The sequence below is a fragment of the Alkalibaculum sporogenes genome, assembly GCF_009362815.1.
GTDB lineage: Bacteria > Bacillota > Clostridia > Eubacteriales > Alkalibacteraceae > Alkalibaculum_A > Alkalibaculum_A sporogenes.
The window spans coordinates 100143-117212 of sequence record NZ_WHNX01000002.1; the positions used below are offsets into that span (position 1 = coordinate 100143).

General features: G+C 30.4%; 15 protein-coding genes. 12 read left to right on the forward strand and 3 right to left on the reverse strand.

What is annotated here, in order from left to right; genetic code table 11:
- The first annotated feature begins 206 nt into the window (after positions 1-206).
- Positions 207-263: a hypothetical protein gene (locus GC105_RS17680; RefSeq protein ID WP_425481510.1), complete on the forward strand. Its 57-nt coding sequence runs from the start codon at positions 207-209 to the stop codon at positions 261-263.
- Between the two features lie 19 nt (positions 264-282).
- Entirely contained in the window at positions 283-1746 is a 1464-nt protein-coding gene (locus GC105_RS01510) for an FAD-dependent oxidoreductase (protein ID WP_152800972.1), read from the forward strand.
- Between the two features lie 239 nt (positions 1747-1985).
- Here the strand turns inward: GC105_RS01510 and GC105_RS01515 are convergent, their stop codons facing one another.
- Positions 1986-2564 carry a TetR/AcrR family transcriptional regulator gene (locus GC105_RS01515; RefSeq protein ID WP_152800974.1) on the reverse strand — a complete coding sequence of 193 codons (579 nt, stop codon included), beginning with the start codon at positions 2562-2564 and terminating at the stop codon, positions 1986-1988.
- A 430-nt stretch (positions 2565-2994) separates the two neighbouring features.
- On the opposite strand from GC105_RS01515, the gene GC105_RS01520 reads away from it, so the two are divergent.
- The 4 genes from GC105_RS01520 to GC105_RS01535 all read left to right on the forward strand — a co-directional run bounded on the left by GC105_RS01520 (position 2995) and on the right by GC105_RS01535 (position 6990).
- Positions 2995-3633 (forward strand): cobalamin B12-binding domain-containing protein, encoded by a 639-nt coding sequence (locus tag GC105_RS01520; protein ID WP_152800976.1) that lies wholly within the window; start codon positions 2995-2997, stop codon positions 3631-3633.
- Between the two features lie 533 nt (positions 3634-4166).
- On the forward strand, positions 4167-4346 hold the full coding sequence (locus GC105_RS01525; protein ID WP_152800978.1) for a hypothetical protein: 180 nt from the start codon (positions 4167-4169) through the stop codon (positions 4344-4346).
- Positions 4347-4477: 131 nt separating this feature from the next.
- Positions 4478-5350: an FUSC family protein gene (locus GC105_RS01530; protein WP_152800980.1), complete on the forward strand. Its 873-nt coding sequence runs from the start codon at positions 4478-4480 to the stop codon at positions 5348-5350.
- A 191-nt stretch (positions 5351-5541) separates the two neighbouring features.
- Entirely contained in the window at positions 5542-6990 is a 1449-nt protein-coding gene (locus tag GC105_RS01535) for a DEAD/DEAH box helicase (protein ID WP_152800982.1), read from the forward strand.
- A gap of 84 nt (positions 6991-7074) precedes the next feature.
- On the opposite strand, the gene GC105_RS01540 is transcribed toward GC105_RS01535, so the two are convergent.
- Complete coding sequence (locus tag GC105_RS01540) at positions 7075-8817, reverse strand: DUF4153 domain-containing protein (RefSeq protein WP_152800984.1); 1743 nt, start codon at positions 8815-8817, stop codon at positions 7075-7077.
- Positions 8818-9112: 295 nt separating this feature from the next.
- Between GC105_RS01540 and GC105_RS01545 the strand changes: the two genes are divergently transcribed.
- The 6 genes from GC105_RS01545 to GC105_RS01570 all read left to right on the forward strand — a co-directional run bounded on the left by GC105_RS01545 (position 9113) and on the right by GC105_RS01570 (position 16481).
- On the forward strand, positions 9113-10021 hold the full coding sequence (locus GC105_RS01545) for an ABC transporter ATP-binding protein (RefSeq protein ID WP_152800986.1): 909 nt from the start codon (positions 9113-9115) through the stop codon (positions 10019-10021).
- Between the two features lies 1 nt (position 10022).
- Entirely contained in the window at positions 10023-11246 is a 1224-nt protein-coding gene (locus GC105_RS01550) for an ABC transporter permease subunit (protein ID WP_152800988.1), read from the forward strand.
- Positions 11247-11440: 194 nt separating this feature from the next.
- The gene (locus GC105_RS01555; RefSeq protein WP_152800990.1) at positions 11441-12793 is read left to right on the forward strand and encodes a sodium-dependent transporter; all 1353 of its coding nucleotides are present in this window, start codon (positions 11441-11443) and stop codon (positions 12791-12793) included.
- 141 nt (positions 12794-12934) lie between these two features.
- On the forward strand, positions 12935-14272 hold the full coding sequence (gene trkA, locus GC105_RS01560) for a Trk system potassium transporter TrkA (protein WP_152800992.1): 1338 nt from the start codon (positions 12935-12937) through the stop codon (positions 14270-14272).
- Positions 14272-15723 carry a TrkH family potassium uptake protein gene (locus tag GC105_RS01565; protein WP_152800995.1) on the forward strand — a complete coding sequence of 484 codons (1452 nt, stop codon included), beginning with the start codon at positions 14272-14274 and terminating at the stop codon, positions 15721-15723. The genes trkA and GC105_RS01565 overlap by 1 nt, the downstream gene beginning before the upstream one ends.
- Before the next feature lie 32 nt (positions 15724-15755).
- Positions 15756-16481 (forward strand): class I SAM-dependent methyltransferase, encoded by a 726-nt coding sequence (locus tag GC105_RS01570; protein WP_152800997.1) that lies wholly within the window; start codon positions 15756-15758, stop codon positions 16479-16481.
- A gap of 94 nt (positions 16482-16575) precedes the next feature.
- Here the strand turns inward: GC105_RS01570 and GC105_RS01575 are convergent, their stop codons facing one another.
- Positions 16576-17028 carry a ferritin family protein gene (locus tag GC105_RS01575; RefSeq protein ID WP_193708229.1) on the reverse strand — a complete coding sequence of 151 codons (453 nt, stop codon included), beginning with the start codon at positions 17026-17028 and terminating at the stop codon, positions 16576-16578.
- Between the last annotated feature and the right edge of the window lie 42 nt (positions 17029-17070).

Sequence of the window (17070 nt, forward strand, 5' to 3'; positions counted from 1 at the left end):
ATTGAATCACAAATACATAATATAATTTTAGAAAATTACTGTATGGCCTAAATCTATCCGATATCAAAAAAAGCAACATAAATTGACTTAGAAGAGACTCTTGCTTTTATGTTGTTAGCTTGTGGAACTCAAAGCAATTGGAACGATGGTGAATATCAAGGGACAGCAGAAGGGAAGAAAATGTGGATACTATTAGTGGAGCAACAATGACTTCTACTGCGATTATCATCGCAGTAGAAGATGCATTAAATAAATCTAATTAAATTTAAAAGGGGGAAAATTATGTTTAAGAAAAAACGTAAGATCATTAGCGTAATATTAGTAATTTTTATGATTATAGGAGTTTTCGCTGGTTGTTCAAGCGATGCTGCTACTTCGGGAGAGGTAAAAGATTATGATGTAGTCGTTGTAGGTGCTGGTGCTGCCGGATTAGCTTCTGCAATAGAAGCCGCAGAGGCGGGAGCAAGTGTAGCAGTTTTAGAAAAAATGCCAATGGTAGGTGGAAGTACAATTTTATCAGCAGGTATTATATATGCTGCTAATTCTAAACTTACTGAGGCAGCAGGTGTAGAAGATAATGCTGAAGATCTAGTAGATTATTGGATGGATAGATCAGAAGGTAAGGCTGATGAAGAACTAGTAAGAATTGTTGCAGAAGAATCAGGTGCAACTATTGACTGGTTAACAGATGTTATAGGTGTTAAGTTTACTGAAGGAATGACTCCTATGCCTATGGGAATAAGCCCAGTACCTAGAGGACATTGGGCAGACGGTGGTGGAAATGGTATTATTAGCCCCATGAAAACCTACGCAGAAAGTAAAGGTGTAGAATTTTTTATGGAAACATCAGCAAAGAAACTAATAGCCGATGAAAATGGAGAAGTTACAGGTGTAAACGCTGTTAATGCAGAAGATGAGGAGATAATATTTAATGCAAAAGCGGTTATACTTGCTAGTGGTGGATTCGATAGAAATGAAGAACTTATGAGTCAATACATACCTGAAGCTGCAGGTCAAATGACTTTTGTAGCATCAGGTAATACAGGTGATGGTATGTTGATGGCACAAGAGTTAGGGGCTGATGTAGTTGGAAATGGCAGTGTTATAGGGTTTAAAGCAGTAGAAGGTGAAGTAAGTGATCACTCACCGATTGCTTCATTGGTATTTACTCCAGCATTGATTGTTAACTTAGAAGGTGAAAGATTTATTAATGAAGCCATCGATTATCCTATCGCTCACGAGGAAATGCTGAAACAAAAAGATATGAAATCTTTTATGATTTTTGATAAAAGTACTCCAGCAGAAACCAAAGAGGTATTAGATGATGCAGTTGAAAAAGGAATGGCATATGTATCGGATTCATTAGAAGAATTAGCGGAAAAAGCAGGAGTTAATAAAGAAACGTTTTTAGACACTGTAGAAAGTTATAATACAATGATTGATAATAATGATGATACACAGTATGGTAAAGACTTAACTAATAGTGCAAAAGTAGAAGAATCAAGTTTTTATGCTCTTAAGCTTAAGCCTGCTTCCATAGGCGTTATGGTTGGTATAAAGACTGATTTATATACTCATGTAATTAATGAAGATGGTAATATAATACCAAACCTATTTGCAGCAGGAGAAGTAGCCAATGGAAGTTTTTATTACAAAGTATATCCAGCTAGTGGAACTTCTATACAAATGTGTTTGACACTAGGCAGAATTGCAGGAGCTAACGCAGCAAGTAATCTATCAAAATAACAAAGTGACAAAAACTCGTATATAAATTATTATGGTACATAAAATTGCCTAAAAAGAATACTCTTTCTAAACAATAGTATATTGTTAGAAAGAGTATTTTTATTTATCGCGAAGTAATGAGCCAAGTGGCTGCTTGCAGACATTTGGCGACTACCGCGTAACCGCTAGAAACTCGCCAAAGCGTGTTTCTAGCGGTTGACAAGATAATAATCCTAAATGGTTTTTACTATTAACTTTCTTTAGGGTTTTAACAGAGGTAATAAAAATTTATTATAAAATTTATCTAACTCATCTGCCATATCTAAATTACCGTGATTTGCATTCCATAGGTAAGATAATCCTGAAATATAAGTATAAATAAAACTCGATATCTCTGTTGCATCTAACTCTTTTTTAAATATTTTATTTTCAATACCTTTATTAACAATGTTTTTTAATATCATTCTTTGAGTAATGCTTGTAATTGGATAGTTTTTATTGTAGTGTTCTAGTTGGGTTTTTGCAAAAGCATTAAATTTCTCGAAATCATCTGAAGAAAAATAAGAAATATACCAATCAAATATTGATCTCAACTGCTCCTGAGCAGGTAAATGAATACGATCGTTATAAAAATTCATTAAATTACCTTCGGAGTAGACCTGGCTTTTTAACAATATATCAGATTTAGATTTAAAATAGTGGTAAAATGCACCTTTAGTAAGACCTAACTCTTTACAAATTTGGTCTATTGTTACATTGTCGTAACCTCGCGTTTCAAATAAATCAAGTGCTTTTTTCTGAAGATTTTTTTTTGTCTTTTTATTTTGTTCATTTTTCATATTTATCAACCTTATTTTTAATATTTATTTTAGTCGTGTCACTCTTCTAATACTAGTATATCATAAATGAGAGGCAGGAAACTAGAAGCTAGAGATGAGAGACTTGTAGATTTTCACAAGCTAAAATATTTACTTTTGGCTTTAGCTAAAAGCTCGAATCTCACGTCTCGCCTCCTGAATCATGCTTTTCAATTTAGTATATCATAAGTTGTAGTGATAATACGTAGAGTCTACTTAAAAAGCTGCAGATTAACCACAATATTTGTGCTGTTTCATTTGGTATTAGTACATTAAAATCAATATGGACTCTACAAGCTAGTTTACTAAAAATGTAAAGACTATAATTTATATAAAATATTTGACATCCATACTCGGGTATGTTAATATTGCATTAAACATACTTCAGTATGTTATTTAGGAGGGATTAATAATGATCGATTTAAAAGTATTAACTCAAGCCGTAGGAGACTTGGAAGAAGATTCAGTAATGGAGATGCTAAATAGTTTTGTAGCTAGTAATCCATCAGAAGAAGACGGACAAAAGGCTGTAGCCGCATGTCAAGATGGTATGGCTGTAGTAGGAGATTTGTTTGAAAAAGGAGAGTACTTCGTTGGTGATCTTATCTTCGCTGGGGAATTACTTACAGAAGCTATTAATGTACTAAAACCTGTTATTGGTAGTGGTGCAACTGCAACAGTAGGAACTATAGTATTAGGAACTGTTCATGGAGACTTACATGACATTGGTAAAAATATATTTAAGAGTATGAGTGAGGCAGCTGGATTTGAAGTTGTTGATATAGGAATTGACCAACCTGTAAGTGCATTCGTAGAAAAAGTAAAAGAAGTAAAACCATTAATAGTTGGTATGAGTGGCGTACTTACTTTAGCACTAGAAGCTATGAAAGACACTGTTGATGGGCTTAAAGAGGCAGGACTTAGAGATAGTGTGAAAGTTATTATTGGTGGAAACCCAGTAACTAAGGAAGCTTGTTTACATATAGGAGCAGATGCCTTTACTACAAATGCAGCAGAGGGTGTTAAAATATCTCAAGGTTGGGCTAAATAATTCAACTACTTTTGATAGTTATTCGTTGTAAACGATGCCTTCGGGATTAGATAAATAAAACCTTTTTTTAAGAGTAAGCGTTTTATACAAGGGCGATTCATGATTCATGAATCGCCCTTGTATATTGTATTTTACTTATTCTATTAAACTGTTCACGTCAATTTTTTTCAATCTAAAGTACAATACTCAATTTATATATTTTCAGATATATGTTTTAAACAGGTAAGCTATTATAATTATCACTTTAATCCCGTATATAGACGATCTTCAATACAAAACCTAATAACTATATTTGTTTAATCATTACTACAATTTGGTATAAATATATTGTAAATTAAAATAAGCAAATTTCAAATAATACCAAGGAGGAGAGGAGTATTACAAATTCAGATGAAGTCGATAGTTGCGAACGAGAACAATGGTTTAGAGATAATGATAAGCTAATAAAAGTTCGAATTAACGATAAACATCGTGGGGTTATCATCGGTGTATTTAAAGACGATAATTCCGCTAGAGAGTTCATTGATATTCGTATGAATTATGAATTAAAGACTATGGTACTTATAGAAATGAGAGATTTATATTTATGTCAAAGAAGGGGTAGAAATAGATCGCTTAAGTTTATAAAAAGCATTTCGTATAGAGAAAAAAGTGGTGTAAAAGATACTGAAACGAATTTTTGGTTTGAAATTATCAACAGAGAAGATATATAAAATAGGAATTAATTTGTTAACTATTTATATATTTAATACAACTTAGGAATATGTAAAAGTTTATTACTAGAAATAGTTGTAATTAAGAAAGCAAACTATTACCATTTAAGTGAGCAATAGAGGAGTATAAAATGTCTTATAAGATTGGTATGAGAAATATAAAAACTGCATTATCTGTTTTTATTTGTATTGCTATTTATCAGATTTTTGATTTTAGATACCCATTATTTGCAGTAATTGCAGCTATTGTATCTATGGAAAGTTCGGTCATGCATTCTTTTAAAATTGGTCTTAATAGATTAATGGGTACTGCACTAGGGGCTGTATTTGGGTTGGCTTTTGCGCTTGTGCGTCCGAATGATGTATTTCTCGCCACAATAGGTATAGTAGTTGTTATCTATATATGTAATATATTAAACTGGAATAAGTCTATTACAATTGCAACTATTGTTTTTATTTCAATTTTATTTGATTTAGGTGAATCCCAGGTGTTGTTTTATAGCGTTGAGAGAATTTTCGATACTTTCGTTGGTATTTCTATTAGCCTGGTTGTGAATTTTTTAATTCATCCTTATAATTTCGAAAAAAGCATCAGACGACAAATGGATACTATAATTAAAGAGATTTATAAATTAGTAAATGAATCTGTTTGTACTGTTTGTTTTATGGAACTAGATAAATTGAATTTTGATTTAACTAATTTGTCAGACGAGTTAAAGCAATACGAATCGGAAGTAAAGTTAAAGAAATCTGGTCAGCAAAGAATAGGGTACGTTAAATCAACAGTTAGTATTTTAAAAGAAATATACACTCACTTAAGAGTAATAGCACCCATTATAGAAGGAAGGCATCTAACAGATGCTAATCTAAAAATCCTAGAAAATTTAAACTTTGATGTAAATAAAATTGATTTGGGAGAATTATCAAATAATTTAGATTACATTTATAATTACCATTTAGGAATAATATTAGAGAACCTACAATTATTAGATACTACTGAGTAGATCAGTATATCATTATATATAATAGATTTAATATAGATAAAATTTTATTTCATTATTACACTAGTAATGATGTATAATGGTTATCCACTAAAGAAAATATTCAAACTATATACTTTGCTAATAAAAGTAATAGAAAAGCAGTATTGTTATTAAAAAAATTATGATGATACTTAAATGAGAGGTAGTAGAAAATGAGTGAAGTTAACTTTAAAGATTTAGGAATAAGTAATGATATATTAAAAGCATTAGAAAAGCTTGAGTATTTTGTTCCTCTGGAAGTACAAAAACAGGTAATACCATTTATATTGAAAAATAAGGATCTAATTGTAAAATCTCAAACAGGGAGTGGAAAAACTGCTGCTTTCGCAATACCATTATGTGAGAAGATAGAAATAGAACATAAAAAACCTCAAGCTTTAATTTTAGCCCCTACAAGGGAGTTGGCATTACAGATAAAAGAAGATGTGTCTCATATTGGAAGGTTTAAAAAAGTCAGAGCAACTGCACTATATGGTAGACATCCTATAGACATGCAGAAAAGAGATTTAAAACAAAGAGTACATGTAATAGTTGGTACACCTGGTCGGACTATGGATCATATTGAACGAGGAAATTTAGATATAAATGAAATTAAGTATTTAATAATTGATGAAGCTGATGAAATGCTAAACATGGGATTCATTGATCAAGTAGAAGGTATTATTAAGAAATTACCAGATGATAGAGTTACACTTCTTTTTTCTGCAACTATGCCCGAAAGAATTGAAGAAATATGCAATGCTTACATGATTAATAGCAAAAGAATTGAAGTAAAGGCAAATATAGATACTACACAGAAAATACAACAGATATATTATTCAGTCGAAGAAGATGATAAATTTTCCACCGTTATGAAAATTATTACAAGAGATAAACCTGGAAGTTGTATTATGTTTTGTAATACCCGAGATAAGACAGAGTATCTATCTAAATTAATGAATGAAAAGAGGTTTTCGTGTGCTACACTACATGGAGGTATGACTCAAAGGGAAAGAATCCAAACTATTCATGGTTTTAAAAGAGGAGAAATACATTTTCTAATAGCGACTGATGTTGCGGCTAGAGGAATACACGTAGAAGATATCACTCATGTAATTAACTATGAAGTACCCCTAGAAAGAGAAAATTACGTTCATAGAATAGGTAGGACAGGTAGAGTAAGTAGTAAGGGAATTGCTATAACTTTAGTTTCTCACAGAGAACAAAGAAGATTAGATGAAATAGAGTCATATCTAGAGTTTGAAATACCTAGAGGTGATTTAAGTGATCTAGGTGATGATTTATTTGAAGATAAAAAAATGCCAAAAGAGCGTACTAGATTAAAATTAAAGATAAGCAAGACTAGCGAAATTAATAGGGAAATAACTCGTATTCGAATTAATGCCGGAAAAAAGAAAAAATTAAGACCAAGCGATGTTATGGGAGCACTTACTAATATTGAAGGAATAAGTGCAGACAATATAGGTATAATAGATATTCAAGAAACCTGTACTTATGTAGAAATTTTTGGCGGTCAAGGAAAGAAAGTACTAAAAGACTTAAAAGAGACAACTATTAAAGGGAGAAAATTTACTACTAAAGAAATACACAATAGAAATTAGATCTATATAGTACTAAATAAACCACAAATGCCTTTCGGTGATTGTGGTTTATCTTATTACCCATATTACATTGTAAATTAATTACTATTTGAGTTGTATTAGAAGAATGAACTCAACATCTTCAAGTGAAATGTTATCAGTATTGATACGCCCACTAATATTTGCAAATATAAATTTCGCTTTTATATTTGCGTTTTCTTCTTCAAATGACATACTTTCAATATCATTGAACATCTCTTTTCCAGAAGACATTTCTCCACTTAAGTATATTTCTTTTCCTTTTTCAATAATATTTGTATCTAATAATGTAAAATCTCCTTCTTTAACTATAATATCATGAGATTTTATATCATAATGAATATTTAGATTATCTATATCTATTCGTTGATTATTCCAAGTACTTATTTTTATAAAATAATCATAATCTGATATTAAAATCGGTGTGTTATAAATATCTAAGCCGTTATAAAAATATTCTTGGTAGTCCTCGTATTGAGGCGCATAGGCGAAACCAAGTAATGATACCATATCAGAAGTTTTAAAATCATCAGGTAAAACTTCTAAATCATTTAGATAATGAGTTGTCTCAAAGTAAAAAATAATATTACTCAATTCTTTTTTATCTTCGTTAGGTAACTCCTGATTACTAACTAACGCACCTTCTAAAATCATATTGTTTGCAGTTAATATATCATTAAACCTATTATTTTGACTTTTTATAGATAAGGAAGATCCGCTTAATGGACCAAATACGGCGATAAATATAGTAAATGCTAGGGTAATAGGTATAATTATATTCTTTGAACGCTTTATTAGTGAATAATAAATCATTATGCATGTAACCCATAAGCCAAGTAAGACTACAAAATATCTATTTTCTGTAATGCCATATTGATTAATCCTTAGTCCTATAGATACAAACATCATGCCTAAAATGGGAATAACTATTTTAGGAAACCATACTACAAAGAGTTTTCCTATTAGATTATCTTTGATAATAGGTCTGATTAAGAAGATGATACCAACGCTTATTGTTGAGTACCATAAAACTAGATGAGAAACTAAACCTTTTGGCCACTCTGCAGTAAAAAGAATCTTTGCAAAATAGGCATATAGAATTAAAGTATATGCAGTAATTAGAGGTACTACAATGTATAACAGAAGTACTCTTAGAGATTTAGAATATGGATAATCTTCAAGATTATCATCTTTCATAGGTATTTTAGATAAGAGTAATGGTACTGCAAATACAAGTGAAACAATTAGGAAAATATAATAATAAAATTTTGCATCCACATTGAGATCAAATAGAGTATTAGTAGTGAAAAGAATAGCAATTAAGCCTAAATATAACACAAGAGAATATATCCATGTAATTAAAATACATGAGAAGACTTTGATTACGTACATTTCGAATGATATCTTGCTTTTTAACCCAGGTATTGTGAAAAATCCAATAATTAAGATGATTGTTAGGCTAATATATTTTTGTAAATAGACGAAATCCAATGAGGGTAAAAAATTATAGTAATATATCACTAGTGCAATTATCCCAGTTGTATAAAGGATAATACGTTTGATTAGACTGGTAATATAAAATCTCTCTATAAATAATCCTATACATATAGACAGCAGTACACTTAATCCTATTGTCATATTAAATTTACTAAATATTTCTATTTGTTTATCATTCATATTTGACATAGATTCATTAAGTATAATTAAAAGTAGTAGTAGAAATCCAGAGAGTCCTATAGTTAGAGGAAATCTATATATACTCTTTTGAAGATTTAGTAAAGTTGATTTCATTTTACTTATTATATTCATAATATATTTGAGATACTCACTTATTACTATGAGAACTCATTAGTCACTCCTTCCGATAAATAGTTACTAACAATATTATACCATTAAGATTTTACAAAAAGTTATATTGATAAATTGTTTTATTAACTTTATATATAGGAGATTTATTCGTACATAATGAATAAATTTCCTATTTTAGAGATTTGGTTAATTAAGTATTAGATTGTAATCTTAAGAAAATTTTAATAATATTTTAATACAAGATTAGGAAAATATTGTTACAATAATCTCAAGTAATTGTAAAGGAGAGAAAAAAATGAATATACTTGAATTGACTAATGTGCACAAGAAGCTTGGAAAAATAGAAATTATTAGAGGTATTAATCTTTCTATTGGTGAGGGAGAAATCTTTGGTTTTTTAGGGCCAAATGGTGCTGGTAAAACGACTACTATTAAGATGATTGTCGGACTTATCCAACCTGATAGTGGATGTATAAATATTGCTGGGAAAAATACTGTCAAAGAAGGTAATGAAGCTAGGTCGGAAATAGGTGCAGTAGTAGAAAATCCTGAGATGTATAATTATTTATCAGGAATGGCAAATTTAAAACTGATAGCAGAAATTAGAAAGATTCCCATGAAAAACGTACACGAAGTAGTAGAAATAGTAAATCTTACAGAAAGAATAGGAGATAAGGTTGGAAAATACTCATTGGGTATGAAGCAAAGATTAGGATTAGCTTGTGCACTATTATCAAAGCCAAAATTACTTATCTTAGATGAGCCGACTAATGGATTGGATCCCTCTGGAATAATTGATTTTAGAAAAATCGTTAAAAATGCTGTAAAAGAGATGAATACATCTGTCTTTATTTCATCCCATATATTGAGTGAGGTGCAACAGCTTTGCGATACTGTTGCATTTATTAATTATGGTGAAATAAAGGCAATAGAAAGTATTACAAAGCAATCTATAAATAATGAAACAGAAACAGTATCTATTAATATTAGCCAAACACTTGAAGGATTAGATTTATTAAGAAAAATTGAAAGCGTTGAAAATGTGTCACAACAAGAATCATACTATATTGTAACAGCAAAGAAAGGCTCGTCAGCACAGATTATAAAAACACTAGTTGAAAATAATATTGATGTAAATGAAGTATTTATTAAGTACGATAGCTTAGAGCAAAGATATATGGAATTAGTAGAAGGGGGCAAATAAGGTGATTACATTAATTAGACAAGAATTATATAAATTATTTATGCGTAAGAAAACATTTGTTGTGCTTATAGGGTTAATTTTACTTACTGGATTTATTACTTATGGATTTAAATCAAATGCAGAAAATATGAAAAAGTATGATACCCCCGAATTTCAGATAGAAAATATAGAAAGTAATATTATATATTTGGAGACTGAAAAAAATAATATTCCACAAGATATTGAAAGTGATGAAGTAAAAACTAGTGAGTACCTTGAAGATCTAGATAGAGAAATAAATCAATTAGAATCAGAAAAGGCATTAATTATGAGTACTATAGGAGAAGATATAGATTGGAGAGATACCTTAGATCAAAAAATCAAACAACAAGAAAAGATGATACTAGAAGACGGAGCTAATGTAAATGCAAGCGAATTAGCACAAATGAATTTACAATTAGATGAATTACAATATTTAAGAGACAATCAAATTGAACCGCAAGAGTATCACGATTTCAATGGATTTATTTTTATAAATCAATTAATATCTACCCTAGGACAAGTATTCTTATTTATAGGAATTGCAGTATTTGCAGCAGATATGGTTTCAGGTGAATGTACACCACCAACTTTAAAATTACTATTAGCTCAACCGGTTTCAAGAGGAAAAGTGATTTTATCTAAATTTATTGCCATAGTAATAGCTTCTGTAAGTTTAATAATATTAGTTGAAATATTAGCATTTATTTTTGTTGGTATGATATATGGTTTTGGAGATAGTTCTTATCCGAGTATAGTGGGTACAGCATACCAATTTGATACTTCAATATTTCTAGAAAATGGAGGACATCCACTAACTATGGTGCCAAATAGCGGTGAAATAATTCCAGTATGGCAGTATACTATAAAATTATTCCTTATTCAAGGTCTATTTATTGTAACAATAACTTCATTTGTTTTTATGATTTCCACATTAGTAAAAAGCAGCATGGTATCAATGGGAACAAGTGTAGTTTCTTTAATAGCAGCTACTATTATTTTTCAGTTTTCAGCATTACAAAGATTAGGAAAGTATTTTTTTACAAGTTACTCATCATTAGATGGCCTGATTACTGGAAATATCGCGATGTATTATAATAATCCATCCATGACTGGTTCATTGGGAATAATTGTTAATGTAGGATGGATAATACTATGTTATCTAGTAGCACATACTTATTTTATCAAAAAAGACTTTTTAATTTAAACAGATTTCTTATATTACTGATAAGAAAAAGAGGGTAGCTTTTTATTTTTCAAAAGGCTACTCTCTTTATTATATCGACTACTCAAACCACTCAGTTTAGTTTTAAAAATTGGATTACCAAATAAAATGCCTTTCTCTGTTTGTCAAATGATGTTATAATATCTTTTGGCATAAAACACGAAGGGGGACATATTATGAATGAAAGAAGTGAGTTTTCAAATAAAATAGGGTTTGTCCTAGCTGCTGCTGGTTCAGCAGTAGGCTTAGGGAATATATGGCGGTTTCCATATCTTGCGGCAAAGTATGGAGGAGGATTGTTTGTACTAATCTACATATTCTTTGTATTAACATTTGGGTTCACAATAATGATGACTGAAATCGTCTTAGGTAGAAAGACAAGATTAAGCCCTATTGGTGCGTATAAGGCTATAAACAAAAAGTATAGTTTTATTGGGATTATAGCTGTTGTAGTGGCAGGTTTAATTTTACCTTATTATAGTGTAATTGGTGGTTGGGTTATTAAATATTTCGTTACATTTATTACAGGTGGTTATATCTCCGCGACAAATGATAATTTTTTTATTGATTTTATCTCAAGCCCTGTAGAGCCAATAATATGGCAAATAATATTTGTATTAATGACCGCTATAGTAGTTCTAAGAGGAGTAAAAGATGGTATTGAAAAAGCTAATAAAGTTTTAATGCCAACATTAATAATTCTAACACTAGGTGTTGGAATATACTCTATGTCATTGCCTGGTGCCATAGAAGGGTTGAAGTATTACTTAATACCAGATTTCTCAAGATTTTCAATTGAAGGCGTATTAGCTGCACTTGGTCAGATGTTTTATTCCCTATCACTATCTATGGGAATTATGATTACATATGGTTCATATTTAAAGCAAAATGATGATATAGAAAAATCAGTAAGACAAATAGAAATATTTGATTCAGGTATTGCAATACTGGCAGGTTTTATGATTGTTCCAGCAGTATTTGCATTCTCTGGTGGAAATGAACAAGCTTTAAGTGCCGGTCCAGGACTGATGTTTATTACGCTGCCTAAAGTTTTTCATAGCATGGGTCTAAGCACTATCGTAGGAAGCGCATTCTTCCTATTGGTACTTCTTGCAGCTGTTACATCAGCGATTTCTTTAATGGAAGCCGTAGTTTCATCTTTATGTGATAAGTATAAGATTGCACGAAATAAAGCAGTGGCATTGACAACTGTTTTTATGATTGTTATGGGAGTACCATCTTCGTTAGGAAATGGTATATGGAGTAACTTTAAAATATTGAATCTAAATTTCTTAGACTTAATGGATTTTATAACAAATGCTGTATTAATGCCTATAGGAGCTTTATTGACATGTATCTTTATCGGTTTTGTAGTTGGTACTAAAGTTATTTCAGACGAAGTCAAGCTGTCATCTGACTTTAAAAAAGAGAAAATGTTTAACATAATGATTAAATATATTGCACCAATTTTTATTATTGCAATACTTTTAAGCTCAATTTTATCAACATTTGGTATAATAGCTATTTAGTTATAATATAAAAGAATTAAATAGGTTCAAATACAAAGAAAATCTATAATATAATCAATATTAGAGCAAATTAATTGAATATTAATTTATTTGTAGTATAATAGTTGGATATGACGATATTGTATACTTAGGAGATGTGAGATGAAAGTATTAATAGTAGGTGCTGGCAAATTAGGATACAACATTGCTCAAACTCTAAGTAGCGCCGATGAAATTACTTTAGTAGATATAAATGGGGCAGTATTAGAAAAAATTAATGAACATTTAGATGTAATGACTATAAAAGGCAGCGGTGCAAATGTTGACGTACTTAAAGATCTTGGAATTTCTAATTTTGATTTAGTCATCGCAACTGCTACCTCTGATGAGCTTAATATTATAGTGTGCATGACAGCTAAAAAACTAGGCTGTAAAAAAGCTATTGCAAGAATACGTAATCCTGAATATACGGGACAGCTTAGTTTTATTAAGTCTACTATGGATATAGATTTCGTTGTTAACCCTGAGTTAGCTGTGGCTGATGAGATTACAAGATACATAGCACAAAAATATAATTTTTTTCATGGCAAGTACGCAGGTGGAAGTATATCAGTGCTAGATTGTAAGGCAAGTGAAATTGATTCTTTTATAGACAAGAAAATAAAAGATATTAGCCACGTAAATTATATTACCATAGTAGCTATCTTGAGAAATGGAGAGACTATCATTCCATATGGAGAGACAATTATTGAAAAAGAAGATACTGTTTTTATTGTTGGAAAGAGTAAGGATATTGATCACCTCTTAAAATCAAAAAAGACCTCGCAAAATGGACATCTAGTTAAAAAAGCAATGATTTTGGGTGGTGGAAAAGTTGGTTACTACTTAGCAAAGCGACTAAATAAGCTTGGTATAGATGTAAAACTCATAGAAGAAGATTATAATAGATGTATACAATTATCTGAACTACTAGAGGATGTGCTAATTATACATGGCAATGGCACAGATATAGATTTGTTAGAAGATGAAGATTTAGATAAGATGGATGCTTTTATTGGTGTAACAGGTCATGATGAGGATAATTTATTTATGTCTCTTAGAGCAAAGCAATTAAATGTTAAAAAAGTAATAGCTAAGGTTAGCAGACAAAGTCATAAGCACATATCTGAACGTTTGGGTATTGATATTGCCCTGAATCCCATAGAGATTACAGCTGCTGAGATTGTAAAATTTATTCAAGGTGGTCAAGTTGTTTCAGTATCATTCCTACTTGGTGGAAATGTTGAAGTTATAGAAATGATCGTAGATGATCAATTTAAATATATAGGTAAAACAATTAGTGAAATACCTTTTCCCAAAGGTGTAATTGTGGGAGCAATGATGCAAGATAAGAATGTTATTATTCCAAATGGAGATACACGTATAATATTAAAGGATAGATTGATTATTTTTAGTTTGATAGATCAATTCCCAAGTATTGAGAGGTTTTTTACTTTATAATGAATAGAGGAATAGTTAGAGCGGTTTTAGGGAAATTATTAATACTTTTAGGATTAACCATGGTTCCATCATTTTTCATTGCATTATTTTATAACGAAAAAGAGAGTACTAGTGCTTTTTTAATAACTATAGCATTAGTTGTTATTGTAGGTCTAATTATGACATTTAGACCTGCTATGACTAAAAAGATTAGAATTCAAGATGGATTAGTCATCGTGACTTTTGGATGGATTATAGCATCTGTATTTGGTGCATTGCCATTTTACTTTTCAGGAAATATACCTTCTTATACAGATGCCTTCTTTGAAACTATGTCAGGATTCACAACTACTGGGGCATCCCTTTTAACTAATGTAGAAGCACTAGATAATAGCATGCTTTTTTGGCGTTCTTTTACTCACTGGATTGGTGGTATGGGTATCCTAGTAGTAACAGTTGCTATTTTTCCAGCAATGGGGTCAGGTGGGTTTCAGATCTTTAGAGCAGAGAGTCCTGGACCAACATCGGAACGTATTGTCCCTCGGATAAAGGATACTGCAAAAATTCTATATATTACTTATACAGTGATTTCCATAGCAGAGTTTATATTGCTGCTACTTGGTGGAATGACTCCATTAGACTCTGCTATACATACATTTGGAACAGTTGGAACGGGTGGTTTTTCTTCTAAGTCTCTAAGTGTTGGCTATTACAATAGCACGTATATAAAAGTTGTAATAACTATTTTTATGGTATTATGCGGTGTGAATTTTTCTATTTATTACAACATAATTAAGAAAAAATTTAAAAACATATTTGATAATAGTGAATTAAAGTTATATATGGGTATAATCATAGTAGCATCAATTTTTATCTTTATTGATTTAGCGTATATTACAGATCATTCATTAGGTAATAATATTGTAGATTCTGTTTTTCAAGTTGTTTCAATTATTACAACTACAGGATTCTCAACTGTAGATTTTGATCTTTGGCCTACATTCACCAAGGTAATACTTTTTTTTCTAATGTTTATAGGAGGTACAGCTGGGTCAACTGCTGGATCGATTAAGGTAATACGGATACTTATATTAATAAAACAAATTAAGGTAGAATTGCAGAAAATTTTTCATCCTAGGGCTGTTATTAGTTTAAAGGTGGATGATAAAAGTATTACTCCAGGCATCTTAGGAAGTATTACAAGCTTTTTCGTTTTATATATATTAGTGTTTGTATTAGGCACTCTATTAATATCATTAGAAGGGTACGATTTAATAACTACAAGTAGTTCTGTAGCTGCTACTCTAGGAAACGTTGGTCCAGGTTTTGGTTTAGTTGGAGCAGCGAATAATTATAGTTTCTTTAGCGTTCCAAGTAAATGGCTCTTTTCGATACTAATGTTACTAGGTAGGCTAGAATTATTTACAGTAGTAGCATTATTTACGCCATCAATATGGAAGAGTGATCAGTAAGGTACTACAATAAAAAGCAGGATGTGGAGTATATGGGTTTTTATGAGGAAATAGCAAAGTATTATGATTATATATTTCCAATAGGAAATGATCAAATTGAATTCCTTGCAAAGGAAGCAGGGTTTACATCAAAAAATGTTTTAGATATTGCTTGTGGAACTGGTGGATATAGTATTGGTCTATCAAAGTTAGGTCATGATGTAACTGCTGTAGATTTAGACTATCAAATGGTTCAAGTATTAAACGAGAAGATTATAGATACAGATCTTAAAATAAATGCTATGGTTGGAAATATGTTAGAATTAGATCAGTTATTGAGTAATAATTATAACTTAGCTTTTTGTATTGGAAATTCAATTGTACATCTTGATAAAGAAAAAGCTATAGGACAATTCTTTGAAATTGCAAAAAGTTTATTGAATGATAAGGGTAAGTTAATAATTCAAATTATAAATTACGATAGAATAATAATGTACAATGTAAAGTCACTGCCAACTATTAAAAATGACGAAATTAAATTAAATTTTGAGCGTCTGTATCGGTATGAAAAGGAAGATAATGTAGTTTATTTCAAGACTATTTTAAAAGTAGATAATAAACAAATAGAAAATGAAATACCTTTATATCCGCTTCTTTCAGATGACTTATGTAAACTCTTAAAAAATGCAGGGTTTAAAGATATTCAATTATATGGAGATTTTAAGGGTAGTCCATATGACAAAAGCGATTCTTTTACTGTGGTAGCTGTAGCAATGTGATATTATCCAAATAGGGCAATCCAGATTCTTTTGCCCTATTCCCAGTTCGTATTTATTATTTATATAACTAATTACAAGATATATAAGCTGAAAACTATTTAACTCTATCACGTAAATCTTCTAATAAAATAGGAATTCTCATAGCATGTTGTGCTTCAATATCTCTGATACTAAAAAATAAATCTTGCAAATCATTTGTTGGTGCATCTAAATAGTGTTTTCCATACTTTTTATAATCTCTTGTTTCTACTTCAATTCGTTGTATTAGAGCTTGGGTAAAGTCATTTATTTGAACTGGAAGTAAAGGCTTGGGTGTATAAGATCTACCTTTAAGCTTACTATATATAGTTTGAAGACTTTCAGCATGAATTTTTTCATCATCGCTAAACTCTAACAATAACTCACTGGAAATACCAGTTGGAGCTATGGCAGATAGTTCTTCATAAAATGCACTATCTTGTAATTCACTTTGAATATACTCTTCTAAATCTAATATTAACTTTGGTAAGTAATTATTATTACAGGTAGTTGATTCATTGAAATTCAAAAATATTCCTCCATTCATATTACAGAACTAATATATTTTATG